Raw genomic sequence first — 23,663 nt, forward strand, 5'->3', positions numbered from 1 at the left:
CCTGTGGCTCGGCCTCGTGGAGGAGGCGGTCCTCGTGGAGCCGACTGGCGGGCATGCCGACACCACGGCGAAAGGTGGACGAGGCAATACCAAGCCCGTACCACGCGACTCGTGGCGCCTGAAGTCCGCACCACTCGATCTACTTGAAGAGCTGGCATCCCGGGGGTTGAAGGTATCGGGTCTTCGTGCCAGGATCTCGATAGTCCGCAGGGCGGGGAGCCCTGGGTATTCACCTATTGGGGGCAGTTCATGATTCACATCACCCTTGGTTCGAGGCGGTACGTCAACCCGCAGGAGGACCAGCTCGGCCGCAACGTCGTCGGCTTCGACCCGGTCATGAACGACGACGCCCTCTTCCACGCCAACCGTGGCTGCTGGGTCCTCGGCGAACGCGCCGAGAAGGAGCGCTACGCCCTGCTCTCCCACGAGGGCGAGGTCCGCATGGCCATCGAGATCGACAGCCTCGTTCCCGTGGCCGGAGGGCGCAAGGCGATCGAGGGCAGGTACCTCACGCCGGGCGACGAGGTCTACGACGCCTACGTCGGCAAGCCCACCCCCGTCGAGACGACCCGCAACCCGATCACCTACTTCGACTCCCCCCACGGCGCCCGCACCTGCTACTGCGGCTGCGGAGAACTGGTGGCCAGCGGCTGGTTCGTCATCGGCCACGACCAGCGGGCCCTGCACGCCCGGATCTCGAAGATCGGCACCGTGCGCGAGTTCATCGACTGGTTCGACAGCACCTACGTCGAGCCTACGGACAGGTAGCCGCCCGCCCCCTTCGCCTCATCGCGGTACGTCCGCTCGGTGGGGCCCGCCGCCCAACAGCGGCGGGCTCTACCTTCTTACGCGTCTACACGAGCAAGCGGGCCGGGCCTCATCACCGCTGCTCCCAGTCGTAGGGAAGTTCATCCAGGAGGTCTCTCTGCGGCGGCCGCCAATACTGTTCCGGCACGTCGAGCCGGTCGACCCACGGGTGTGCCCCGTACGTTTCGAGGATGGCTGTGGCGAGCCAGATCCTCTGTGCCGGCGCGAGGAACGGAAGGACTGCGGAGAGATCTGTCTCGTCCTTGGGGCGGGGCTTCTTGGCCTTGTAGTAGAGCAGGACTTCGGGGGTCACGTAGGGGATGCCGCCCGCGCCGATGGCTCCGAGTTCTGCCACGGGGCGGTGCACGGCGGTGTCGCGGCGGGACACCCACAGGCCGTCTTGCGCTTCGTCCAGCATGATCTGGATGCGCCACGGCGTTCCAGGTCCGGGGCGGCACCAGATGTCGTGGATGCCCATATGCAGGTACTCGTCGGGCTGCCAGGGGCGCAGGGTCCCGGGCGGGTCGGCAGCCCACCACTCCCATCCAGCAAGTACGTGCTGTACGGCGAGCTGGTCATCGCGCAGGACCAGGACGTCGATGTCGTCGTGCTCGCGGATGGCGCGTGCCCGACGGCGAGTTCGATGGCGTGTCCGCCCGCGATCCACCAGGGGGTTTCGGCCCGGCGGAACATGTCGGCCACCTCGGACACGGGCGCAGGCTCCCAGGCTGATTCGGTGGTCATTCTGGGAGCGTAGCGGTTCAGCGGCGGGTCAGTTCCTCGCAGGAAAGGAGCTCCTGGTGGTGCACCCAGCGTGACGCTCCATGGGCGTGCTCAGGCAGGTTGCGGGCGGAGTCTGCGGTCCTGATCGTCTGGCGGGGCGGGCCCTGAGTTGAGGGCGGTGAGGGCCCGGCGGAGGTCGCGCGGTCAGGTGGTCCTCGGCGAGGCGCACTGTCAGAAGCCCGATGCGCCCGGCTCATGCCGCGAGTCCTGCCCCACCCCCCACGGTGATGCCCAGCACGCGATGCAGGTCCGCCGTGACCACGCGGTACGCGTTGCCGAGCTTGAGGACCGTGACCGGGTACTCGCCCCGCTTCGCCAGCGCGTATCCCGTACTGCGGCCGATCGTCAGCGCCTTGTTCGCCGTGTCGAGGTCGACGGCGACAGGCAGAGCGAGCAGTTCCTCGCGAGCCATTCCCCTGACAGCCTTGCACGCAGCCATGACGCATCCCATCTGTAAAAGTTGTTCTGACAGCAGAACGAGTATCACGGATGTTGCGGCCACATATTTTGACGACGTAAGTTGCATCTATGACGAACACCGATTGGTCCCCGAGCTTCACAGCCCGCGTCGCCGCGCAGATGCGCCGGGCCCGTAAGGCCGCCGGCCTCACCGTGGCGGAGGCCGCTGAGGCGTGCGCCTCCCTGGGCCTCGCGGTCCCGAAGACGACGATCACGAACCTGGAGACCGGCCGCCGCAGCTCGATCGACCTGACCGAGTTCCTCGTCTTGGCCGAGGTCTACCAGGTGCCCCCGATCAGTCTGCTGTTTCCTCTGGGCACCGACACCTCGGTGACCGTGCTCCCCGGCAGGGAGGTTCCGCCGTGGGAAGCGGTCTCCTGGTTCACCGGCGAGACGCCTCTCGACAAGCCCGCCCCCGAAGGGTCCGCCCGGGACGTACTCGACACCTACCGCGCCCACAGTGACGCGGTGACCACCGCCCTGGCGTCCACCCGGCTCGCGAAGGAACGGCGCCGGAAGGCCAGCATCACCCTCGACGCCGCCCGCCGCGACGCCCTCCTGGAAACCGCAGCCTCGTATGAACATCTCGCCTTCGACGACTGCAGAGAACTGCGTGAGTTCCGCAACACGATGCGGCAGCGCGGACTGATTCCCCCCGCTCTCCCCACCGACCTCACGTTCGTCGACAATCCCGAGGACTAGCGTTGCCGAGCCCCACCACGTCCGGCGGCACCGTCACGCGCCGCTGCTCCTGCCGCAACCCCGAGACCGGCAAGAACTACGGCAAGTCATGCCCCAAGCTCACGAACCGGCGCCATGGCACCTGGTCCATACGTCACGAACTGACCAACCGTCCCGACGGCACGCGCCGAGAGTTCCGCCGCAGCGGCTTCGAGTCCTCCACCGAGGCCACCAAGGAACTGAGCAAGGTCCGCGCACTGCTCGCCGTCCCCGACGCGGACGACCCCGCCGGCCATCTCGCGGTCAGCGACATGCTGGAGACCTGCGCCAAGAACAAGGAGCCGCTGCCGGACTACGACGAGACCCGGCGGCGCTTGGCGGCCGGGCAGGCACTCAACCCCAAGATGACCCTCGCCGAGTGGCTCGACCTCTGGCTCGGAGGCAAGAAGCGCCTGAGGGTCAGCGGCTACAAGCGGTACGACGTGGACGTGCGCGTTCACCTCAAGCCGCACCTGGGTGAGATACGCCTCGACAAGCTCAACGTGCCTCACCTGGATCGGATGTTCGACGCCATCAACGAGGCAAACATCGAGATCCAAGAGCAGAACGCCCAACGGCGTGCAGCGCTTGATGAGTTGAACGCCATCCCGTGGAAGGGCGTGGAGAACCGGGCTCGCCGCAAGTGGCTGAAGGCGGCCATCGACCAGATGCCGCCCTTCCGCCGGGTGACCAGCGTCAACACCCAGCACCACATCAAGGCCACTCTGCGCGCGGCCCTCAACACGGCAATCGCACAGCGGATCATCCCCAACTACAACCCGGCCGAGCACGTCGAGCTGGAACCCGGCACCAAGCCGAAGGCTCTCGTGTGGACCGACGAGCGCGTCGCCCGCTGGCGGGCCACCGGCGAGAAGCCCAGCCCCGTGATGGTCTGGACGCCGGAGCAGACCGGCACGTTCCTCGACCACGTCTTCGGGGACCGGCTGGAGGGTATGTGGCGAATGATCGCCTTCCGTGGCCTACGCCGAGGGGAGGGGTGCGGACCCCGCTGGGTCGACTACTCGAAGAAGATCCGCTCGCTGGAGATCGCCACCCAGCTCGTCCAAGACGGCTGGCAGGTCCTCGAAGGGCTGCCCAAGACCAACAGCGGGATCCGCTCCGTCGCGTTGGACGACGAGACGGTCGAACTCATCGAGCGACGCCGGATCGCTCAGGAGGAGGAGAGGCGCAAGTGGGGTGACGCATGGAAGGACACCGGCCGCATCTTCACCGAAGAGGACGGCTCCCTGCTCCACCCGGGCAGGATCTCCGACCTGTTCGATCGCCTGATCGCCGAGGCCGACCTTCCGCCCATCCGACTCCACGACCTGCGCCACGGTGCCGCGACGCTCATGCTCGCCGCAGGCGTGGACATCAAAGTCGTCTCGGAGACCCTCGGGCACAGCGATTCCCGCATCACCCGGGACATCTACCAGTCCGTCCTCGACGACCTCGCCCACGCGGCAGCGGCGGCGGTCGTCAAGCTCGTTCCCCGCGCCCCGCGTGCGGTTCGCTCGGCAATCGAGCACGCAGCTCGGCCCACGGCTCCCATCAAGGCCACGAGCGGGTGCACCTGCTCGTGCACCTGCGGCGCCGCCGACCGTCAGACGCTCACGGCGTAGCGCCTACGCCACCCCTCCGACCGCTCCGGCCGGGCTTAGCCACAGCACGGTTGAGCCCGGCCCCCGTCTGCGTCCGAGCTGTGCATCCGGCGCTCAGTTGGTTCCGGCGTTGTACAGGTGGTCGCCGAAGAACCCGATGACGACGGTCCCGCTTCTGTCGGTGTCATCGAGATAGTGCAGTCGCGGCGCCGGAGGAGCGCCGTCGCCGATGCGGATGTGTTCGAGCATCACGGCCTTCCCCGTGGGGTCGATGTGCTCAGGGACGCGGAGGGTTCGTTGGGCCTTGCCGCGTGGGCTGCTGCTGGCGGTCTGCCCCTCGCTGAGGACCACCTTGCCTTCAGTCAGCAGCGGGAACGGCTGGCTCGCGCAGTACGCCTTGAGATTGGCCAATTCAGGGCCGGCCTTGCCGCCGAGCGCCCTCGCGAGGTCTTTGGTCTCGGCGTACGCCTGCATGGTGGCCAGCGTGGCGGCCAGACGGTTCCGCCAGTGCGAAGCCTTCTGGTGGTGCTCCAGCTTCTTCGTCTCGTCCAGGTCTGCGGTGATGACGAGAGACGAGCAGTGCCCCTGCGCTTGCTCAAGCACGCCACGGAGAGTGGGGGCATCCAGCCGTGCTTTCAACGCCTCTGTGTCTCCTGGGGGTTGGTCCTCGTTCTGGCGGGTCTGCAGCCGGGCAATGGCGGCGTCACGAGCGCGCAGCGCCGCGTCCCGTTCCTTCGTCGCGGTGTCCAGCAACTCGGCGAACGTGTCCCGGTCCTTCTCCGTTGCCTCAAGCCGCGCCTGAAGTTCGGACACCTCAGGCGGCGACGGAAGGTTCGCTGCCGCTCGTACCAGATCGGGGATCATGGAGTTGAGCTTCGCCTCAAGGTCCGGCGCTTCGTCGAGCAGCTTGGTGCAGGCCCGCAACTGGGCCTCCACCTCGCGGCGCCGGTCTCGCTCCATCTCAGCAAGCCGCTGGTACTTCGCTGCTTTCTTCTTGTAGAGCTCGACGAGCCGCTTACCCGCCTCGGCAGCTTCCTTGCCCACTTCGGCAGCCTTCTCCAACAGGCGGCCCACCTCGGCGCGGGTTTCTTCATCCCGGGCCCTGTCTGCTGCGGGGCCGAACGGACTGATGGCCATCGACCTGACGCCCCCCCCTCATCTCATAAGTGAGGACGAGGATAGGGGTGGTGCGAGCCGGCGCTATCCATCTACCTGGTGGCCAAGACCGCGGGCCAGCTCGGCATGCCGACGCATGACCGGAAGGGTGCCGACGTCGACCGTCCCCTGGTCGTGGTCCTCTCCGCAGGGGCAGATGCTCCAGCCGTCGTCCTCGATGCGGTCGGCCACGGCGTCCACCAGTTCGGCCAGCTCGTCGAGCACCCCCACCGCGACGCCGACGGCTCCATCGACGTGCTGCCTCACCAAAGCGGCGCCGATCTCGGTAGCGAGGTCCAGAAGGTGGGCCGCCGCTGACCCGTCATCGTTGATGCTGGCGTACTTGCCGGCCTGCGATGCGGCCATGACCAGGTGTCCCAGCGACTCGACGGAGACGCTGACCGTACGGTCGTCGATCCGCACCGGCCGCATCGCATGCGGGCCGACAGATGCTCCCCGGTCGTCTTCGGCAGCCGCCTTCATGATGATCTCGGCGACGGCTTCGGGGGTCACCAGGTGGACGGCTTCCTCGTAGTCCATGCCCACCCGCTGAGCCATGACTTCAACGAGGTGGTCCGCGACGCCCCGCACCGACGTCGCCTCTACCTCGACCCCGTGGGTCAGCAGCACGGCGCTCGACTGCGTCACGAGCGTCTTGAACGCGAGGGTGTCCTTTGGGTCTGCCACAGTGCCCAGCGTAGAAGCAGAGGTTGGAGCGTTTCCACAAAACCGGCGTGATCTTCGAGGAGCCGCGCCGATCCGATCAGTGACGCCGCCGCGCTGCCCGGCGCGCACCCCTCCGCACAAGCTCTGCGCTCATGCGCACCCCTCGCGCTCCCCTTGGATTCGGCAGCACGATCCGGGGCGACGCCACCTACCAACAGAGCCGTGCCCGACAAGGAAAAAGCCAGGTCAGACGGGGTCTGACCTGGCTTTCAACTGAGCCGCCTTCGGGATTCGAACCCGAGACCTACGCATTACGAGTGCGTTGCTCTGGCCATCTGAGCTAAGGCGGCGCGCTGCCGACAGTATGGTGCGATCGGCAACGCCGGTAAGTCTACACAGTTTCCGGGGGTGCTTCGTACCAGCCCCGGAGGGGGCTCTGCGGGGCCCGCCTCAGGGCTGTGAGCAGCGCTTTCCGTCGGCCGGCGGGGTGCCCCGCAGGAGGTAGGCGTCGATCGTGGCGTCGATGCAGTCGCTGCCGCGCCCGTAGGCCGTGTGGCCGTCCCCGTCGTAGGTGAGCAGCCGGCCCGAGGAGAGCTGGCCGGCCAGGGAGCGCGCCCAGCGGTAGGGGGTGGCCGGGTCGCGGGTGGTGCCGACCACGACGATCGGCGGCGCGCCCTCCGCCTCGATGCGGTGCGGCGCACCGGTCGGCGCGACCGGCCAGTACGCGCAGTTCAGCGCGGCCCAGGCGAAGGCCCGGCCGAAGACCGGGGACGCCTCCTCGAAGGCGGGCAGCGCCTCCTGGACCTGCTCGGGGCGGTCGAAGGCCGGCGGCAGGTCCAGGCAGTTCACCGCGGCGTTCGCGAACATCAGGTTCGCGTAGTCGCCCTCGGCGTCCCGCTCGTAGTAGGCGTCCGCCAGCATCAGCAGGCCCGCCCCGTCGTTCTGCCTCATGGCCGAGGTCAGCGCCTCGCGCAGCTGCTCCCAGAACGCCTCGTCGTACATCGCCGCCAGCACGCCCGTGGTGGCGAGCGACTCGCCGAGCCTGCGGCCGTCGGGGTCGCCGGCCGGGATGGGCCGGGCGTCCAGCTTCTCGAAGAACGCCCCCAGGGCGCGGCTCGCCTGCTCGGCCGAGGTGCCCGGACCGCCGAGCGGACAGTCCGGCTGCCGCACGCAGTCCCGGGCGAACGCCTGGAACGCCGTCTCGAAGCCGGCCGTCTGCTCCAGGTTCAGCCTGCGCGCCGGCAGGGACGGATCCAGAGCGCCGTCCAGCACCAGCCGCCCGGACCGCTCCGGGAACAGCCCGGCGTAGGTCGCGCCGAGGAACGTCCCGTACGACGCGCCCACGTACGTCAGCTTCTCGTCGCCCAGCACCTCCCGCAGGACGTCCATGTCCCGCGCCGCCTCGACGGTGGAGACGTGCCGCAGCAGCTTCGGCGCGTCCGCCCCGCAGCCCTCCGCGAACTGCCGGTACGCGTCGGCGAGCGCGTCGACCTCCCGGCTGTCGTCCGGTGTGGCGTCCGTCTGCGTGTACGCGTCCATCTCCGGCCCGTCCAGACACTCGACGGGCTCACTGCGGGCGACGCCGCGCGGGTCGACGGCCACCATGTCGTACCGGGCGCGCACCTCCTCGGGGTAGCCGAGCCCCGCGTAGGCCTGGAGGTAGCCGATCGCGGAACCGCCCGGCCCGCCCGGGTTCACCAGCAGCGAGCCCAGCCGGCGACCCGGCCCGGTGGCCTTCTTCCGCGCCACGGCCAGCCGTACGTCCCCCGCCTCCGGGTCGGTGTAGTCCAGGGGCGCCTTCATCGTGGCGCACTGGAAGCCTGGCACTCCGCATGCCCGCCAGACCAGCCGCTGGCTGTAGTACGGGTCCAGCGCCGAGGGTGTTTCCCGGGGCAGGGCCGCCAGCTCCGCACGCGCCGCCGAGGACGAGGACGATCCGGAGGCGCGTCCCGAGGAGCAGGAGGGAACGAGGAGCGCGGCGCCGACGAGGAGTGCTGCGGCGGTATGGGATCTGCGGAGGATGCGCCTTGTGTCCATTCCGCGAGGGTAACGTTGAGCGACCATGCAGACGCCCAGCGTGAACGTTGTCCCTCGGAAGAGCTACGAGGTCAACCCGCCAGGCCCTCCCCTGCCTGCGCGTCGGTGCCCGGTCTCGCTCGCCGTCGCTCGCCGTCGCCCGCCGTCGCCCGCCGTCGCTCCCGTTCGGGCTGCCCCGGCCGGACCGGACCGGCCTGATCCGGCCCGGTCCCGTCCAGCCCGGCCGGCTCGTACTCAGCCGGATCTGAGGGCCATCGTCATCGCCTCGACCGCCAGCAGCGGTGCCACGTTGCGGTCGAGCGCGTCGCGGCACGCGCCGATCGCCTCGATGCGGCGCAGGGTCGACTCCGGGGCGCCGGAACGGGCCAGCCGCTGCAGCACGTCCTCCGCGTCGGTGTTGGCCAGGGCCGTGCGGGAGCCCAGCTGGAGTGCGAGGACGTCGCGGTAGAAGGCGGTGAGGTCGGTCAGCGCCACGTCGAGACTGTCGCGCTGGGTGCGGGTCCGGCGGCGCTTCTGCCGGTCCTCCAGCTCCTTCATCACGCCCGCCGTGCCGCGCGGCAGCCGGCCGCCCTGAGCCGCGCCGAGCGCCGCCTTGAGCTCCTCGGTCTCCTTCGCGTCCACTTCCTCGGCGAGTTGCTTGGCGTCCTCGGCAGCCGCGTCGACCAGCTCCTGCGCGGCTCTGAGCGCGCCGCCGACCTCCTCCACGCGCAGCGGCAGCCTCAGCACGGCCGCCCGCCGCTCCCGTGCGGCCGCGTCGGTGGCCAGGCGGCGGGCCCGGTCGATGTGCCCCTGGGTGGCGCGGGCCGCGGCGGCGGCCACACCGGGCTCGACGCCCTCGCGCCGTACGAGCATGTCGGCCACCGCGTCCACCGAGGGGGTCCGCAGGTTCAGGTGGCGGCACCGGGAGCGGATGGTGGGCAGCACGTCCTCCAGGGAGGGCGCGCACAGCAGCCAGACCGTCCGTGGGGCGGGCTCCTCCACGGCCTTCAGGACGGCGTTGGCCGACTTCTCGTTCAGCCGCTCGGCGTCCTCGACGAGGATGATCTGCCAGCGGCCGTTCGCCGGCGACGTGAACGACTTGCGGACGGTGTCGCGCATGTCGCCGGCGAGGATCTGCGCACCCACCGCGGCGACCGTGGTGACGTCGGCGTGTGTGCCGATCAGGGCCGTGTGGCAGCCGTCGCAGAAGCCGCAGCCCGGGGTGCCGCCGAGGGCGCGATCGGGGCTCACGCACTGCAGCGCCGCGGCGAACGCCCGCGCCGTCTGCACCAGGCCTGCCCCGGGCGGGCCCGTGAACAGCCACGCGTGCGTCATCTTCGACCCCTCCGGCGGCGGGGTGTCGCTCCCGGCCGCGGTGACCAGGGCGTCGGCGTCCCGCGCGGCGGCGGCGAGCTGCTCACTCACCCGCTCCTGCCCGACCAGGTCGTCCCACACGCTCACGGGTCACCCCGCCCTTCCGTCACGCTTCGAGTCATCGCCCCCATTGTGGCGGGCCCCACTGACATCAGCGGACTCCGTCTCTCCGAGCCGAGCGTACGGTTCAGCCGCCCGACCCCGCCGGGCCGCGGTCCGGCCGCCTCCCGGCGCGAGCCTCTCTCCCGCCTCCCGGCGCGCCCCGCTCTCCGTGCCCTCCTTGAGTGACCGCCCTCCCCCGAGGAACGCCCTCCTGCGATGACGGCCCTCCCGCGGTGACGGCCGCCCCCCGGGTGCCGGCTCCGCGCTCGGGCGCCGGGCCGCGCCGCAGGGTCCGCGGCACGTCGCAGCGGACCCGGCCGCACACCCGAGGCGGGTCCGACCGGCCGGCAGCCGCCCCTGGACTCCGTACGGCCTCTCCGTCCCGAGGACGAGAGGCAGCCGCAGCCGCCCGGCGCAGCTCAGCCGCGCCGGCCCCGGCCGCCGCTGCCCCGGCCCGACCCGTCGTCCCGGCCCGCCTCGTCGTCCCGGCCCTCGTCCGCGCGCGGGCCGAGCAGTTCGTCGGCCAGGCTGGGCAGGTCGTCCAGCGGCGTCTCCTCGGCCCAGTCGGACCGGGCCCGGCGCCGCGGCGCGCCCTCGGCATCGAGCTGCGGCAGCTCCCGCGTACGGTCGTCCGCCCCGTCGCCCCGCCCGGCGCCGTCCCCTCCGGCACCGGCACCGGCACCGGCACCGGCTGCAGCCTCGGCTCCGGCTCCGGCTCCCGGCCGCTCGTCGCGGAAGTATCCCGGCGGTACACGGTCCGCGGCGTCCCCGCCCGGCACCCTCGGCAGCACCGCCGTCTCGTCCGCGGATCCCGGCCCGACGGGGGGCAGCACCGCCGTCTCGTCGAGGGCGTCCGGCTCCACCCGCGGCAGGACGGCCGTCTCGTCGGCCGCCCCGGGCGACACCGGCGGCTGCGGCAGCTCGGCCGTCACCTCGGCGTCGGGCCCGGCCGGGCCCGCCGAGTCGTCCGAACCCCGGTCGCCCCCGGAACGCCCGGACGCCCCGGAACCTCCGGAGCCCGGCGCACCGTGGGAGTCGCGTGCACCGCCGGACCCCCGGGCGGTCCCGCCGGCCCCGGCCCCCTCCACGCCGCCGGCCTCGCGGGCGGCGTCGGCCCGCGGCTTCTGCGCCTTCAGCGCCTCTTGTGCCCCTCGCGTCTCTTGCGCTCCTTGCGCTCCTTGCGCTCCTTGCGCTCCTTGCCTCTCCTGCCCGCCGGCCTCCCCGCGCTCCGCGCCCGCGCGTTCGCCGCGCACGGGGCGCAGTACGGCCGTGTCGTCCGCCCCGCGCGCCGCGCGCGCCTCCTGCGGGGTCACCACAGGCGTCGGCACGGTCGTCGCCTCGGGGGTGTCCGCGGCGGGCACCGGCGGCTTGGGGCCCGCCGTCGCAGCCGCCGCGGCGGCCTCGGCCGCGCGGCGGGCCTCCTCCGCGCGGAGCAGGGCCTCCTCCGCCTGCCGCTGCTTCTCCACGCGCCGGGCGTCGGCCTCGGCGCGCAGCCGGGCCTCCTCCTCCGCCTGACGGCGGCGCCGCTCCTCCTCGGCCCTGCGGCGGGCCTCGGCCTCGGCACGGGCCTGCTCCTCGGCGAGAAGCCTCCGGCGTTCCTGCTCGGCGCGCAGGATCGCCTCCTCGGCGCGTTGCCGGGCCTCCTCGGCCTGCCGCTCGGCCTCACGGCGCTGGGCCTCCTCCAGCTCGCGGCGCTTGCGCTCCTCCTCCTCGGCGCGCAGCCGCTCCAGCTGCTCCTGCCGCTCGCGCTCCAGGCGCTCCTCCTCGGCCTTGCGGGCGGCCTCCTCCTCGGCCTTGCGGCGCGCTTCCTCCTCGGCCTTGCGGCGGGCTTCCTCGCGGGCCTCGATCTCGGCCTCGGACAGCGGCAGCACGAGGTCCAGCCGGTGGCGGATCGCGGCCGTGACGGCCTCGGGCTCCTGGCCTGCGTCCACGACCAGGTAGCGGCCGGGGTCGGCCGCGGCCAGGGTCAGGAATCCCGACCGCACGCGGGCGTGGAACTCGACCGGCTCCGACTCCAGGCGGTCCGGCGCCTCCGTGAACCGCTCGCGGGCGGTCTCGGGCGACACGTCCAGCAGCACCGTCAGGTGGGGCACCAGGCCGTGTGTGGCCCAGCGGTTGATCCGTGCGATCTCCACCGGGGACAGGTCCCGGCCCGCGCCCTGGTAGGCGACCGACGAGTCGATGTACCGGTCGGTGATCACCACCGCACCGCGCTCCAGAGCGGGCCGTACGACGGTGTCGACGTGCTCGGCCCGGTCCGCCGCGTACAGCAGTGCCTCCGCCCGGTGCGACAGGCCCGCCGAGGACACGTCGAGGAGGATCGACCGCAGCCGCTTGCCGACCGGGGTGGCGCCGGGTTCGCGGGTGAGGACGACCTCGTGGCCCTTGGCCCGGATCCACTCGGCCAGGGCCTCGGCCTGGGTGGACTTGCCGGCGCCGTCGCCGCCCTCCAGGGCGATGAAGAAGCCGGTGCCCGCGGGCGCCTGCACGGGGTCGTCGCCGCCGAGCAGCGCGTCACGCAGGTCGTGGCGGAGGGGAACGCCGGAGCGGTCGTCGAGCCTGGCCAGCACGAGCGCGGCCACCGGCAGCAGCAGCGCGCCGACCAGCATGAGGGTGAAGGCGGCGCCGCCGTGCGCGAAGACGAACTTGCCGCTCTCCATCCGGTGCGGTCCGATCAGCGCCGCCACCACGGGCGCGACGAGCACGCCGAGCGCCACGAAGACGCGGACCACCGCGTGCAGGTGCTCGGTGGTGCGGGTACGGCGGGTGTCCTCGACCTCCTGGTCGAGGAGTGCGTGCCCGGTGTTGGCGGCGGCGCCCGCTCCGACGCCTGCCAGACCGAGGACCAGCACCACGGTGGTGACGTCCGGGACGAGCCCCGCGGCGAGCAGCGCCACACCGGTGAAGGCGGTGGTCAGGGCCAGCATGCGGCGGCGGGACAGTGACACCAGCATCCGGGGCGCGGTACGGACGCCCACGACGACCCCGCCGGTCAGCGCCAGGACGAGCAGGCCGTACAGCACCGGACCGCCGCCCAGGTCCGTGGCGTGCAGCACGGCGACCGCGACCGCGGCGGCGACGGCACCGGCGACGGCCGCACCGGTGAGGACCAGCAGGGTGATCGCGCCGGTGCGGCCCTTGTCGGCGCCGGTCCCGGTACGCGGGCGGCGCAGCCCCTCCAGCGGGGAACGGGGGCGCGGGGTGCGGGTCCCGGGCAGCTCCAGGAAGGTGACCACGGACAGCGACGCGGCGAACAGGCCGGCCGCGACGTACGAGGCGAGCGCCGCCTGGTGCTGCGCGAACCACTCGACGCCGGCGCCCAGCAGGTTGTTCAGCAGGGCCGCGCCGACCAGTGCGGCGGCAGCGGCGGGGACCGCCACGACGGCCGTGCGCAGCGAGAGCCGGCGCAGGGCGTCGAGGTGGTCGGGCAGCGGGCGCACCGTCGCGCCCTCCAGCGGCGGGGCGGGCAACAGGGCAGGGGCCGCACTCTCCCGGCACACCGTCCACAAGCGCTCCGCGACACCGGTCAGGAAGACGGTGACCAGCAGGGCGGCCAGTGCGTTCTCGGGTGTCCAGTCGATCCACAGGGGGGCGACGATCAGCAGGGCCACCCGCACGCCGTCGGCGCCGACCATGGTCCAGCGGCGGTCGAGCGGACCCTCCTGTGCGGTGAGGGAGGTGAGCGGGCCGAGCAGGACCGCGCCGAAGAGCAGCGTCGCGAGGACCCGCGCCCCGAACACGGTCGCCACCGCGAAGGCCACGCCCCGGGCGCCGCCGCCGAAGGACCCTTCGGCGATCGCCGCCTGGAGCACGAGCAGCACCAGCACCAGGAGTGCCAGGATGTCGCCGATGCCACCCACGAGCTGTGCGCTCCACAGCCGCTTCAGCTGCGGGGTGCGCAGCAGGGCACGGACGGCGCGCTCGCGGGAGTCCGCGACCAGGGCGTCGTCGGGAGCGGGGTGGTGGGCCGTTGGCTGCTCGGCTCGCGTCATGCGTTCAGCCTATCGGCCCCCGTCGGCGCCCCGGGGCGCCGCCGGCCCGCGCGAGGGCGGCTCCTCGCGGCCCTCGCGGCGAGGGCGCGCGCCTCCTCACCGTCCCCGCGCGCCCTGGGGCCGGCCCGCGCGTCGTCTCCGCGGCCGGGCACCGGGGCACCGGCCCACCACCGGAGTACCGGCCCACCGCCGCGGTGTCAGCCCACTACCGGGTTGTCGGTCCACGGAGCCGGAAGTCACCCCGACCGGAGTCGAGCCCCTCGGACACGGCGCCGGTCCACGGCCGGTCGTCGTCCCGCGGGCGGAGCCTCGGTCCACGGCCCGGGGCGCCGGCCCGCAGCCCCGGGCGCAGCCCGCGACCCGTGCCGCCGGCCCGCGGCCGGACAGCGGTCGTCGACCGCGGCGTCAGTCCTCGGCCGGAGCGTTCGCGGCGGTGGCCTTCTTCGCGGCCGTCTTCGACGCCGCCGCCTTGGCCGTGGTCTTCTTCGCCGTCGTCTTCTTGGCCGCCGTCGTCTTCTTGGCCGCCGTGGTCTTCCTGGCCGCCGTGGTCGTCTTCTTCGCGGCGGTCTTCTTGGCGGTGGTCTTCTTCGCGGGCGCCTTCTTCGCCGTCTTCTTGGCGGGCCCCTTGGCGCGCTTCTCGGCGAGCAGCTCGAAGCCGCGCTCCGGGGTGATCGTCTCGACGCTGTCGCCGGAGCGCAGGGTCGCGTTGGTCTCGCCGTCGGTGACGTACGGTCCGAAGCGGCCGTCCTTGACCACGACCGGCTTGGCGCTGACCGGGTCCTCGCCCAGCTCCTTCAGCGGCGGCTTGGCGGCCGCGCGGCCACGCTGCTTGGGCTGGGCGTAGATCGCCAGCGCCTCCTCCAGCGTGATCGTGAAGAGCTGCTCCTCGGTCTGCAGGGACCGCGAGTCCGTGCCCTTCTTCAGGTACGGGCCGTAACGGCCGTTCTGCGCGGTGATCTCCTGGCCCTCCGCGTCCGCGCCGACCACCCGGGGCAGCGACATCAGCTTCAGCGCGTCGTCCAGGGTGACCGTGTCGAGGGCCATCGACTTGAACAGGGATGCCGTGCGGGGCTTGACCGCGTTCTTGCCGGTCTTCGGGGTGCCCTCGGGCAGGATCTCGGTGACGTACGGGCCGTAGCGGCCGTCCTTGGCGACGATCGTGTGACCGCTGACCGGGTCGGTGCCCAGCTCGTAGTCGCCGCTCGGCCTGGCCAGCAGCTCCTCGGCGAACTCCACGGTCAGCTCGTCGGGCGCCAGGTCGGCGGGCACGTCGCGGGACTGGTAGCCCTCGGCGCCCTTCTCACCGCGCTCGATGTAGGGGCCGAAGCGGCCGACCCGCAGCACGACGCCGTTCCCGACCGGGAACGAGGACACCTCGCGCGCGTCGATCGCGCCCAGGTCGGTCACCAGTTCCTTGAGGCCGCCGAGGTGGTCGCCGTCGCCGTTTCCGGCGTCGGCCGCACCGCCCGCGGCGCTCGCGTCGTGGCCGCCGTCGGGCACGGTCTCACCGAAGTAGAAGCGCTTCAGCCACGGCACGGACTGGGCCTCGCCGCGGGCGATGCGGTCGAGGTCGTCCTCCATCCGGGCGGTGAAGTCGTAGTCGACGAGCCGCCCGAAGTGCTTCTCCAGGAGGTTGACCACGGCGAACGACAGGAAGGACGGCACCAGCGCCGTGCCCTTCTTGAAGACGTAGCCGCGGTCCAGGATGGTGCCGATGATCGACGCGTACGTCGACGGGCGGCCGATCTCGCGCTCCTCCAGCTCCTTGACCAGGCTGGCCTCGGTGTAGCGGGCCGGCGGCTTGGTCGCGTGGCCGTCGACGGTGATCTCCTCGGCCGTGAGGGCGTCGCCCTCGGCGACCTGCGGCAGCCGCCGCTCGCGGTCGTCCAGCTCGGCGTTCGGGTCGTCGGCGCCCTCGACGTAGGCCTTCAGGAAGCCGTGGAACGTGATCGTCTTGCCGGACGCGCTGAACTCGACGTCCCGGCCGTCGGCGGCGGCCCCGCCGATCCGCACGGTCACGCTGTTGCCGGTCGCGTCCTTCATCTGCGAGGCGACGGTCCGCTTCCAGATCAGCTCGTACAGCTTGAACTGGTCGCCGGTCAGCCCGGTCTCGGCGGGGGTGCGGAAGCGGTCGCCCGAGGGGCGGATCGCCTCGTGCGCCTCCTGCGCGTTCTTGACCTTCCCGGCGTACGTACGCGGCCGCTCCGGCAGGTAGTCGCCGCCGTACAGCTGGGTGACCTGGGCGCGGGCGGCCGTGACCGCGGTGTCCGACAGCGTCGTGGAGTCCGTACGCATGTAGGTGATGAAGCCGTTCTCGTACAGCTTCTGGGCGACCTGCATCGTCGCCTTCGCGCCGAAGCCCAGCTTGCGCGAGGCCTCCTGCTGCAGCGTCGTCGTACGGAACGGGGCGTACGGCGAGCGGCGGTACGGCTTGGACTCGACCGCCCGGACGGCGAAGCGGGTGTCCTCCAGCGCGGCGGCGAGGGCGCGCGCGTCCGCCTCGTCGAGGTGGAGGGTGTTCGCGCTCTTGAGCCGTCCCACGGAATCGAAGTCGCGGCCCTGCGCGATCCGTCGGCCGTCGACGCTCTGCAGGCGTGCGACCAGCGACGACGGGTCCGAGGAGTCCCCGGCGCGGCCGGTCGCGAAGGTGCCCGTCAGGTCCCAGTACTCGGCGGAACGGAACGCGATGCGCTCCCGCTCCCGCTCCACGACCAGCCGTGTCGCGACCGACTGCACCCGGCCCGCCGACAGCCTCGGCATGACCTTCTTCCACAGCACCGGCGAGACCTCGTAGCCGTAGAGGCGGTCGAGGATACGGCGGGTCTCCTGCGCGTCGACGAGCCTCTGGTTGAGCTGGCGGGGGTTGGCCACGGCGGCCTGGATCGCCGACTTGGTGATCTCGTGGAAGACCATCCGCTTGACCGGGACCTTCGGCTTGAGCACCTCCTGGAGGTGCCAGGCGATGGCCTCGCCCTCGCGGTCCTCATCGGTGGCGAGGTAGAGCTCGTCCGACTCCTTCAGCAGGTCCTTGAGCTTCTTGACCTGGGCCTTCTTGTCAGCGTTGACGACATAGACCGGCTCGAAGTCGTGTTCGACGTCGACACCGAGGCGGCGGACCTCACCGGTGTACTTGTCCGGCACCTCCGCGGCGCCGTTGGGAAGGTCGCGAATGTGCCCGACGCTCGCCTCGACGGTGTAGCCGGGGCCGAGGTAGCTCTTGATCGTCTTCGCCTTGGCAGGCGACTCGACGATGACGAGTCGGCGGCCGCCGTTCGCGGTCTCGCTGGTCGGGGACAACTTCGCTCTTCTCTCCGGTCGACGCTGGGGGCGGCCCGGGACGGGTCACGGGGATCTGGCACGTTCTGACGCTGCGGAGTGTGACGGTACCTCCCGCCCCCGTGTCAAATGACCGAAGTGCACAACGGCCACTCGAACGGTATGCCAGGTATCGGTTAAGCATCACATTAACCCGGGGGCCACAAATGAAGGCTACGTCCACGTGGTCGCTCTCGCCCGAACTCGCCGAGGCCATGTCACTCGGGACATGCTCCGGGGAGTGGCCCGGCGCCCGGCGCCCGGTCTGCTCCTACGCCCGGACCAGCGAAGACTTCCAGGACGGTGCCGGGGTCGGACGCCGGCACCGGGACGACGGCGCGGCCGCCCGCGACCCGGGCCTCGCCGTCGTCGCGCGCTCTGCGGACAGCCGCTTCACGGCCACCGATCCCGCGGTGCGCCGGCCGGCCTCTCCGCGCATGGTCCAGAGGCTCGGCGCCCGACACCCGGCGGAGGGCTGAGGGCGTCCCTCTCGTGGGCCTCGTCACGGCCACCGCCGACCGCGTGTACCGCCAGCCGGCCGACCGCTCCCGCATCCACGGCGCGCTGACCGTGGACAACGGCTGGGACAACGGCTGGGACGACGGCTGGGACGACGGCTGCTTCCCCGCGACGGCTGACCGTCACTTCATCCCCCTTCCTCATCCCCCTTCCTCGGTTTTTCCTCGGTTTTTCCTCGGCTTTTCCTCGGTCTCCACCCCGGAATCCTCCCCTTCCGACTCGAACGCGAGTTCGGTCTTCTCGGGCGAGGGTCGACGGGAGGTGAGCGCGGAACGGAAGGTGGGCGCGGAACGGGGGACGCCCGCAGCCGTAGGCAGCGGCGAGATGACCGGAACCCGGCCCGGCGCGGCCCGCACCGTGACGTCCGCCACGTCCACCGGCCGGTCAGGTCGGCCACGTCGGCCAGGTCGGTCGGCTCGGTCGGCTCGGAGAGTCCGTGCGGGACCGGGACCGGGACCGGGACCGGGCGGGCAGGCAACCGGGCGGGCACCGTCGCTCAGGCCGGCTCTCCGGGTCAGACCTGGGTGAAGCACCATGCGGCGACGGCCAGCGTCAGCAGCGCGACGCCGCCGGCGACGGTCGCCGACACGGCGGTGCGCACCCCGTGGGCCACCGGCTCCCGGCGCCGCAGGCGCACCCCCGTCCACCCCAGCAGTGCGGCGCCGAACAGGGCGAACACCCCGCCCGCGAAGATCGCCGGTCCGCTCTCCATGGCCGCTCGCCCTTCTGTCGTGTCCCGCGTGGCCCAGCCTCGGTGAGATTGGCACGTCCGGACCACACCGCGGCGAACCTCAGGTGAACGGGCAGCCGCCGGTCGGCGCGCGCTGGGACGATGCCCCGTACGGCCCGCGCGTCGTCGGGCTTCCGCCCCCCTCGGGCCTGCGGCACAGGGAGCGCCGCCGCCCGCCACCGGGCGTCGCCACCGTCGAGCCGGGGCACCATGGGCGTCACCACCGCCGGGCCGGGGCACCATGGGCGTCGCCGCCGTCGAGCCGGGGCCAGGCGCGTCCCGTGCGGGACCCGGTCCCGTGCCCGGCGCCGGACCGCCCCGGCGTCAGCCGTCCCGCATCAGTCGCCCGGCTCCAGGAAGCCCTGCTCCACCAGCAGCCGGATCTGGGCGGGAGTGCGGTCGCGGAGCAGTACCGGGTCCTCACCCACCAACTGGGCGATGGCGTCCAGGATCCGACCGGCACTCAGTGTGCCGTCACACACCCCGGCGAAGCCCGCGCCGACCGTGTCGACCTTGGTGGCCCGGCGCATGCCGCGGTTCTGCCGCAGGACGACATGCTCCGGGTCCTCCGCGCCGGGCAGCCCGACCTGCTCCTGCACGATCTCCGCGGCCAGCCGGAACCGGGCCTCCAGCAGGGCCGCGTCATCCCGGCCGCGCAGATAGTCGAGGCGCTCGAAGTGCGCGCGTACGGCGTCCCCGAGCGGCTGTTCGACGGCGTGCGGCCATTCCTCGACGGTGACGGAGGGCTCTTCGGCGTCCGTGCGGCGCAGGGTGATCCACCCGAACCCGACGGCCTTCACCTTGCGCGCCTCGAACTCCTCCAGCCAGGTGTCATAGCGCGCCTGGTACTCGGCCTGGTCGCCACGATGGTCCCCGGCGTCCCGGAGCCACAGCTCGGTGTACTGGGTGATGTCCTGCACTTCGCGCTGCACGATCCAGGCATCGCACCCGCGCGGCACCCATGACCTGAGTCTGTCCTGCCAGTCCTCCCCTTCCCTGTGCTGCCAGTTGGCGAGGAACTGTGCGAACCCGCCCCTGTTCAGCCGTTCCCCTGCTCCCTGAACGAGCGAGCGGCACAGATCGTCCCCGGCCATGCCGCCGTCCCGGTAGGTCAGCCGGGCGTCGGGGGAGATGACGAAGGGCGGGTTGGAGACGATCAGGTCGTAGGTGTCGCCGTGGGGCAGCGGTTCGAACAGCGAGCCCTCGCGCAGGTCCGCGGCCGGGGCGCCGGACAGGGCGAGGGTGAGCGCGGTGATGTGCAGGGCACGCGGGTTGAGATCGGTCGCGGTCACGCGCGTGGCGTGCTGCGCGGCGTGCAGCGCCTGGATGCCGGAGCCGGTGCCCAGGTCGAGAGCCGAGGCGACGGGCGTCCGCACGGTGATCCCGGCCAGCGTCGTGGACGCCCCGCCGACCCCGAGGACGACGCCTTCGTGCCGGCTTCCGATGCCGCCCGCCCCGCCGACGGCGCATCCCAGGTCGGAGACGATGAACCAGTCCTCGCCGCCCGGACCGCCGTACGGCCGTACGTCGACGCTCGCGGCCACCTCGTCGGCGTCGGCCGCCGCCAGCCACCCGCTGTCGAGGCAGTCGGCGACCGGCAGCACGGCACGGAGACGGGCCCGGGGCACCGGCTGCTGCAGCAGGAACAGCCGGGTCAGCAGCTCCAGCGGCGTGTCCCCCCGGGTGGCGCGCAGCGCGGGCACGGTCTCGCTGCGCGCCAGGGCCGCGTAGGCGGGGGCGCCGAGCAGGTCGAGCAGCCCGTCGGCGGTGAAGTCGGCCGCGAGCAGGGCCTCACGCAGCCGGGCGGCGACGTCGGGGCGGTCGGCGGAGGGCAGGGGGGACAGGGTGGCGTTACTCACGCCCCCATTGTGACGGTCCGCCGCGCTCGGCTCAGCTTCTTCGCCCCGGGCCGCCGCGTGAAGCCGCCGCCTTCACGCCAGGCGGGCTCCGCGGCATCCGCCGCCGTCACGCCGGGACGGCTTCGCGAGGGCGCCCGCCTCCCTGACCGGGTCAGCTCTTCGCCGCGGAGGGCGAGGCCGAGGCGGAGGCGCGCTGGCAGCTCGGCTGCTTGCTCATCGCCTGACCGACCTCGCCCTCCTCCAGGGCGGTCAGGGCGTCGCTGCCGCTCTTGCTGAGCTTGTCCAGCTCGGTGGCGATGTCCTTGAGGCCGTCGGCGAACTTCGCCTGGTTCTTGGTGTCGAGGTCGTCGACCTGCTTGCGCAGTGAGGCGTAGGACGCGGAGATGGCGTTGAGTTCCTTGACCGCGTCCTGCTGCTTCTTCTCGCCGTTCTCCACGTCGGGCGCACCGGCCCCGTCCACCGCGGCGCCGATCGCCCGGTAGGCCTCGGACATGTCCTGGAAGGCCTGGGAGTCGGCCTTCTGGACCTCCTCCGGCGTGCTGTTGTCCGAGGCCTCCTTCTTGATCGCCTCGTTGGCGGCCTCGATCTTCTTCGCCTGCGGCTGCACCGCGTCGCAGACCTGCTTGGCCCAGGCGTCCAGCTTCTCGTTGCCGTCGTCACTGCTGCATCCCGACAGCGCCAGTACCAGTACCGCACCGCCGGACAGTGCGGCCGCGAGCTTCTTGTTCACCGGATCGGTCCCTTCCATGGCTCTCGGCCCCGGAAGATACACGCCAAACGGGCGACACCGGCCGACCGGACGCCCGCTCTGTCCGCTATTGAAGCCATTTGTCGCACAAGAGAGAAGGGTCACGGAGCGGCCCGGCGCGCCCCCGGACAGCACGGTGCGGGCGGGCGGCGCGCCAACACGCCCCGCCCGCCCGCCTCTTGGCACTCCCCCGGGTTCTCCGGGCTAGGAAACCACCGCGGTTCCGGCCGACTTGGGCTCGCTGTCCGCCTCGCCCTGGTCGCCCATGGTGATGCCGCGGCGCTTCGAGGCGTACACCGCGCCGGCGATCACCACGAACGCCAGTGCCGCGATGAGGACGCGCACGGCGAGGTTCTCGTCGGCGCCGTAGGAGAACTTGATGACCGCGGGCGCGATGAGCAGCGACACCAGGTTCATGACCTTCAGCAGGGGGTTGATGGCGGGCCCTGCGGTGTCCTTGAAGGGGTCGCCGACGGTGTCGCCGATCACGGTCGCGGCGTGGGCCTCACTGCCCTTGCCGCCGTGGTGTCCGTCCTCGACGAGCTTCTTGGCGTTGTCCCACGCCCCACCGGAGTTGGCGAGGAAGACCGCCATCAGCGTGCCCGCGCCGATCGCGCCCGCCAGATACCCGCCGAGCGCTCCGACGCCGAGGGTGAACCCGACGAAGATGGGGGCCATCACCGCGAGCAGACCGGGCGTCGCCAGTTCGCGCAGCGCGTCCCTGGTGCAGATGTCGACGACCTTGCCGTACTCGGGTGTCTCGCTGTGGTCCATGATGCCCGGCCGCTCCCGGAACTGCCGCCGCACCTCGAAGACCACCGAACCCGCCGACCGCGACACGGCGTTGATCGCCAGCCCGGAGAAGAGGAAGACGACCGCGGCGCCCGCGATGAGGCCGACCAGGTTGTTGGGCTGGGAGATGTCCATGGACAGGGTCATCGCCGCGCCCTCACCACTGAGTCTCTCCCCGACGTCGCGCGCCCCGGTGATGATCGCGTCGCGGTACGACCCGAAGAGCGCGGACGCGGCCAGGACGGCGGTGGCGATGGCGATGCCCTTGGTGATGGCCTTGGTGGTGTTGCCGACGGCGTCGAGGTTGGTGAGCACCTGCGCGCCCGCGCCCTCGACGTCACCGGACATCTCGGCGATGCCCTGGGCGTTGTCGGAGACCGGCCCGAAGGTGTCCATGGCGACGATGACGCCGACCGTGGTGAGCAGTCCGGTGCCGGCGAGCGCCACCGCGAACAGTGCCAGCATGATCGAGGTGCCGCCGAGCAGGAACGCACCGTAGACGCTCAGCCCGATCAACAGCGCCGTGTACACGGCCGATTCGAGGCCGACCGAGACGCCGGCCAGGACGACGGTGGCCGGGCCGGTCAGGGAGGTCTTCCCGATGTCCCGCACCGGGCGGCGGGTGGTCTCGGTGAAGTAGCCGGTCAGCTGCTGGATCACGGCGGCCAGCAGGATGCCGATGGCCACCGCGACGAGCGCCAGCACCCTCGGGTCGCCGCCCTTGCCCTGGATCGCGGCGTCGGTGACCCCGTCGAGGTCGGCGTACGAGCCCGGGAGGTACGCGTACACCGCGGCCGCCACCAGCACCAGGGAGATCACCGCCGACACGAAGAATCCCCGGTTGATCGCCGACATGCCGCTGCGGTCGGCCCGGCGCGGCGCGACCGCGAAGATGCCGATCATGGCGGTGAGCACCCCGATCGCGGGCACCAGCAGCGGGAAGGCGAGCCCCGAGTCGCCGAACGCCGCCTTGCCCAGAATCAACGCGGCGACCAGCGTCACGGCGTACGACTCGAAGAGGTCGGCGGCCATGCCCGCGCAGTCGCCGACGTTGTCGCCCACGTTGTCGGCGATCGTCGCGGCATTGCGCGGGTCGTCCTCCGGAATGCCCTGTTCGACCTTGCCGACCAGGTCGGCGCCCACGTCGGCCGCCTTGGTGAAGATGCCGCCGCCGACACGCATGAACATGGCGATCAGGGCGGCTCCGAGGCCGAAACCCTCCAGCACCTTCGGCGCGTCCGCCGCGTACACCAGCACCACACAGGAGGCGCCCAGCAGGCCGAGCCCCACCGTGAACATGCCGACGACGCCGCCCGTACGAAAAGCGATCTTCATCGCTCTGTGTGAGACCTCGGTGAGATCCTTTTCCGGTTCGCCTTCCGCCGGTGTCGCTTCCCGCGCGGCCGCGGCGACCCGCACATTGCTGCGCACGGCCAGCCACATGCCGATATAGCCGGTGGCCGCCGAGAACGCCGCACCGATCAGGAAGAACACGGACCGTCCTGCCCGCTGGTTCCAGTCGTCGGCAGGCAGCAGCATGAGCAGGAAGAACACGACGACGGCGAATACGCCGAGCGTGCGCAGCTGCCGGGCCAGATAGGCGTTGGCGCCTTCCTGGACCGCCGCCGCGATCTTCTTCATGCTGTCGGTGCCCTCGCCCGCTGCGAGTACCTGGCGCAGCAGCACCCACGCGACCACCAGGGCAGTCAGCGCGACGACCGCGATGACCACCACGAGAAGGCGGTTGCCGTCGGTCAGGACCGCGTCCGCGAGGGTCGTGGGGTGATCCAGCTGATGAGGGGTAGAAAGCCCCGCCATTCGTCCTCCTTGACGCTTGGGCTGAGCTCAAGATGTGGACGGATTCTAGGTACCGGAACCTGATCAAAACAGTGCGCCGTAAACGGAATCTACCGGCAGGCGCTAACACCTTGAAAGCATTTCCGCCCGGTGAGCATTGCCGGACGGCCGAACGATCAGCGAATCAGCCTCCTGTGATCAGCGAATCAGCCTCCTGTGATCGGCGGA

15 protein-coding genes, 1 tRNA gene and 1 pseudogene are annotated in these 23,663 nt (G+C 71.8%); 4 read left to right on the forward strand and 13 right to left on the reverse strand.

From position 1 onward, the window contains the following. Positions 1-249 precede the first annotated feature (249 nt). The gene (locus tag AC5K6T_RS20805; protein ID WP_493211176.1) at positions 250-768 is read left to right on the forward strand and encodes a hypothetical protein; all 519 of its coding nucleotides are present in this window, start codon (positions 250-252) and stop codon (positions 766-768) included. A gap of 190 nt (positions 769-958) precedes the next feature. Here AC5K6T_RS20805 and AC5K6T_RS20810 read toward each other — a convergent pair. Both AC5K6T_RS20810 and AC5K6T_RS20815 read right to left on the reverse strand, forming a co-directional pair. Then, positions 959-1,551 (reverse strand): annotated as a pseudogene (locus AC5K6T_RS20810) (nucleotidyltransferase domain-containing protein); the annotation flags it as partial. Positions 1,552-1,783: 232 nt separating this feature from the next. Further along, positions 1,784-2,002 (reverse strand): hypothetical protein, encoded by a 219-nt coding sequence (locus AC5K6T_RS20815; protein ID WP_053611732.1) that lies wholly within the window; start codon positions 2,000-2,002, stop codon positions 1,784-1,786. A 116-nt stretch (positions 2,003-2,118) separates the two neighbouring features. On the opposite strand from AC5K6T_RS20815, the gene AC5K6T_RS20820 reads away from it, so the two are divergent. Both AC5K6T_RS20820 and AC5K6T_RS20825 read left to right on the forward strand, forming a co-directional pair. Then, entirely contained in the window at positions 2,119-2,751 is a 633-nt protein-coding gene (locus AC5K6T_RS20820; RefSeq protein WP_493211179.1) for a helix-turn-helix domain-containing protein, read from the forward strand. Positions 2,752-2,753: 2 nt separating this feature from the next. Beyond that, the gene (locus AC5K6T_RS20825) at positions 2,754-4,391 is read left to right on the forward strand and encodes a tyrosine-type recombinase/integrase (protein ID WP_493211181.1); all 1,638 of its coding nucleotides are present in this window, start codon (positions 2,754-2,756) and stop codon (positions 4,389-4,391) included. A gap of 93 nt (positions 4,392-4,484) precedes the next feature. On the opposite strand, the gene AC5K6T_RS20830 is transcribed toward AC5K6T_RS20825, so the two are convergent. From AC5K6T_RS20830 to topA, 7 genes are all read right to left on the reverse strand, one after another. Next, the gene (locus AC5K6T_RS20830) at positions 4,485-5,507 is read right to left on the reverse strand and encodes a hypothetical protein (RefSeq protein WP_493211183.1); all 1,023 of its coding nucleotides are present in this window, start codon (positions 5,505-5,507) and stop codon (positions 4,485-4,487) included. 63 nt (positions 5,508-5,570) lie between these two features. Beyond that, entirely contained in the window at positions 5,571-6,212 is a 642-nt protein-coding gene (locus AC5K6T_RS20835; protein WP_493211184.1) for a hypothetical protein, read from the reverse strand. A gap of 255 nt (positions 6,213-6,467) precedes the next feature. Beyond that, positions 6,468-6,541 (reverse strand) — tRNA-Thr (locus tag AC5K6T_RS20840). 100 nt (positions 6,542-6,641) lie between these two features. Continuing rightward, positions 6,642-8,228, reverse strand: coding sequence for an alpha/beta hydrolase (locus AC5K6T_RS20845; protein ID WP_493211186.1), 1,587 nt, complete (start codon positions 8,226-8,228; stop codon positions 6,642-6,644). 234 nt (positions 8,229-8,462) lie between these two features. Further along, positions 8,463-9,668: a DNA polymerase III subunit delta' gene (locus AC5K6T_RS20850; RefSeq protein WP_493211188.1), complete on the reverse strand. Its 1,206-nt coding sequence runs from the start codon at positions 9,666-9,668 to the stop codon at positions 8,463-8,465. 434 nt (positions 9,669-10,102) lie between these two features. Then, complete coding sequence (gene tmk, locus AC5K6T_RS20855) at positions 10,103-13,675, reverse strand: dTMP kinase (protein WP_493211190.1); 3,573 nt, start codon at positions 13,673-13,675, stop codon at positions 10,103-10,105. 405 nt (positions 13,676-14,080) lie between these two features. Next, positions 14,081-16,972 (reverse strand): type I DNA topoisomerase, encoded by a 2,892-nt coding sequence (gene topA / locus AC5K6T_RS20860; protein ID WP_493211192.1) that lies wholly within the window; start codon positions 16,970-16,972, stop codon positions 14,081-14,083. A gap of 185 nt (positions 16,973-17,157) precedes the next feature. On the opposite strand from topA, the gene AC5K6T_RS20865 reads away from it, so the two are divergent. Continuing rightward, the gene (locus AC5K6T_RS20865) at positions 17,158-17,469 is read left to right on the forward strand and encodes a hypothetical protein (protein ID WP_493211194.1); all 312 of its coding nucleotides are present in this window, start codon (positions 17,158-17,160) and stop codon (positions 17,467-17,469) included. Positions 17,470-18,023: 554 nt separating this feature from the next. Here the strand turns inward: AC5K6T_RS20865 and AC5K6T_RS20870 are convergent. From AC5K6T_RS20870 to AC5K6T_RS20885, 4 genes are all read right to left on the reverse strand, one after another. After that, the gene (locus AC5K6T_RS20870) at positions 18,024-18,221 is read right to left on the reverse strand and encodes a hypothetical protein (RefSeq protein ID WP_493211196.1); all 198 of its coding nucleotides are present in this window, start codon (positions 18,219-18,221) and stop codon (positions 18,024-18,026) included. A gap of 356 nt (positions 18,222-18,577) precedes the next feature. After that, positions 18,578-20,098, reverse strand: a complete 1,521-nt coding sequence (locus AC5K6T_RS20875; RefSeq protein WP_493211197.1) for a DUF7059 domain-containing protein — start codon at positions 20,096-20,098, stop codon at positions 18,578-18,580. 151 nt (positions 20,099-20,249) lie between these two features. Continuing rightward, positions 20,250-20,846: a small secreted protein gene (locus AC5K6T_RS20880; RefSeq protein WP_493211198.1), complete on the reverse strand. Its 597-nt coding sequence runs from the start codon at positions 20,844-20,846 to the stop codon at positions 20,250-20,252. A gap of 204 nt (positions 20,847-21,050) precedes the next feature. Next, complete coding sequence (locus AC5K6T_RS20885; protein ID WP_493211199.1) at positions 21,051-23,456, reverse strand: sodium-translocating pyrophosphatase; 2,406 nt, start codon at positions 23,454-23,456, stop codon at positions 21,051-21,053. Positions 23,457-23,663 lie beyond the last annotated feature (207 nt).

This window comes from Streptomyces sp. B8-7 (assembly GCF_058833805.1).

Excerpts from the sequence above, each read along its gene's own strand:
- AC5K6T_RS20845 (WP_493211186.1), bottom strand. The coding sequence starts at position 8,228 with ATGGACACAAGGCGCATCCTCCGCAGATCCCATACCGCCGCAGCACTC.
- tmk (WP_493211190.1), bottom strand. The coding sequence starts at position 13,675 with ATGACGCGAGCCGAGCAGCCAACGGCCCACCACCCCGCTCCCGACGAC.
- AC5K6T_RS20805 (WP_493211176.1), top strand. The coding sequence starts at position 250 with ATGATTCACATCACCCTTGGTTCGAGGCGGTACGTCAACCCGCAGGAG.
- AC5K6T_RS20820 (WP_493211179.1), top strand. The coding sequence starts at position 2,119 with ATGACGAACACCGATTGGTCCCCGAGCTTCACAGCCCGCGTCGCCGCG.
- AC5K6T_RS20880 (WP_493211198.1), bottom strand. The coding sequence starts at position 20,846 with ATGGAAGGGACCGATCCGGTGAACAAGAAGCTCGCGGCCGCACTGTCC.
- AC5K6T_RS20865 (WP_493211194.1), top strand. The coding sequence starts at position 17,158 with ATGAAGGCTACGTCCACGTGGTCGCTCTCGCCCGAACTCGCCGAGGCC.
- AC5K6T_RS20815 (WP_053611732.1), bottom strand. The coding sequence starts at position 2,002 with ATGGCTCGCGAGGAACTGCTCGCTCTGCCTGTCGCCGTCGACCTCGAC.
- AC5K6T_RS20830 (WP_493211183.1), bottom strand. The coding sequence starts at position 5,507 with ATGGCCATCAGTCCGTTCGGCCCCGCAGCAGACAGGGCCCGGGATGAA.
- AC5K6T_RS20885 (WP_493211199.1), bottom strand. The coding sequence starts at position 23,456 with ATGGCGGGGCTTTCTACCCCTCATCAGCTGGATCACCCCACGACCCTC.
- AC5K6T_RS20870 (WP_493211196.1), bottom strand. The coding sequence starts at position 18,221 with ATGGAGAGCGGACCGGCGATCTTCGCGGGCGGGGTGTTCGCCCTGTTC.